The 1,348-nt window shown below is 47.7% G+C and carries 2 protein-coding genes; both read left to right on the forward strand.

All coding sequences use genetic code 11. The annotated features are described in order from the left end of the window. The coding region (locus R7E00_RS23590) for a chorismate lyase (RefSeq protein ID WP_318124656.1) at positions 1–502 on the forward strand (502 nt) is incomplete at its 5' end. Beyond that, on the forward strand, positions 503–1,348 hold an 846-nt coding region (gene ubiA / locus R7E00_RS23595), incomplete at its 3' end, for a 4-hydroxybenzoate octaprenyltransferase (protein WP_318124657.1).

The following is a 1,348-nucleotide window of genomic DNA, read 5'->3' on the forward strand; positions in this document are numbered from 1 at the left end:
GGAAGTAGAGTGGCAAAAGCCCGAAGAATTTGAATTTCCAAACGAATTTGCCAAGCATTGGCTGGAAGAGCAAGGGTCTTTGTCACGTCGTTTAAAGCAGCACTGTCAGGAATTGACGGTAGAACTGCTGCAAAATCATATCGTCACAGCGAAGACACTGAAATCGGATGAAAGTCAGTTACTGTCTGAGCAAGATTGCCTCCTAAGAGAGGTCGTCCTGTGTGGAGACGACTGCCCTTGGGTTGTTGGTCGTACTTTGATCCCACGTACTACGTTGGTCGATCAGCAATACGACTTAGCGCAGCAAGGCGATATCCCACTAGGGCTCACCGTCTTTAGCGCCGATAATGTCGAGCGCGACTCGCTACAAATGGGTTGGGTTCACTTGCCTCAAGGCCGTTTTCTCGCACGACGCTCAAGGTTGTGGATGAATCACAAACCTATGTTAGTCGCTGAGTTATTCTTATCGAATTCACCTATTTACGCCAAGGAGAGAGTGTAAATGTCCGCAGAAAAAGCCAAAGCATATTGGCAGCTGATGCGAATGGATCGCCCAATTGGTTCACTATTGTTGTTGTGGCCAACGGTTTGGGCTCTGGTCATTGCAGCCCAAGGCATACCGAGTTGGGATGTGCTCATTGTATTTGTGTTGGGTGTATTTTTAATGCGTAGTGCAGGCTGCGTCATTAACGATTTTGCAGACCGCAAAGTCGATGGTCATGTGAAGCGTACTAAACAGCGTCCATTGCCTTCGGGTAAGGTCACGGCGAAAGAGGCGATTGGCTTATTTTTGGTTTTGGCCGTGAGCTCATTCTTACTTGTGTTGACCATGAACCCCTTAACGATTCAGCTCTCTTTTGCGGGCCTTGTCTTAGCCTTTATCTACCCTTTTATGAAGCGTTACACGCATATCCCGCAGCTGTTTTTGGGATTAGCGTTTAGCTGGGCGATTCCTATGGCGTGGGCGGCACAAACCGGTGAGCTACCAGTGATGGTTTGGTTTGTGTTTGTGATTAATGCATTGTGGACGATTGCCTACGACACTCAGTATGCAATGGTGGATCGCGATGACGATTTAAAAATCGGTATCAAATCGACAGCGATTCTGTTCGGTCGTCACGACAAGTTAATCATTGGAGTGTTACAGTTAGTGACGTTGGCGATGTTGGTGGGGCTAGGGCAGTTTTATCAATTAGGCCAGAGTTACTACTGGACGGTGCTGATTGCCGCATCATTGTTTGTTTATCAGCAGCATTTGATCCGCCACCGCGAGCGCGATTTGTGTTTCAGAGCTTTCCTTAACAACAACTACGTTGGCATGGTGATAGCGATAGGTTTATTAGTCGCG

This window comes from Vibrio sp. Vb1755 (assembly GCF_033338635.1).
Classification (GTDB): Bacteria; Pseudomonadota; Gammaproteobacteria; order Enterobacterales; family Vibrionaceae; genus Vibrio; species Vibrio alginolyticus.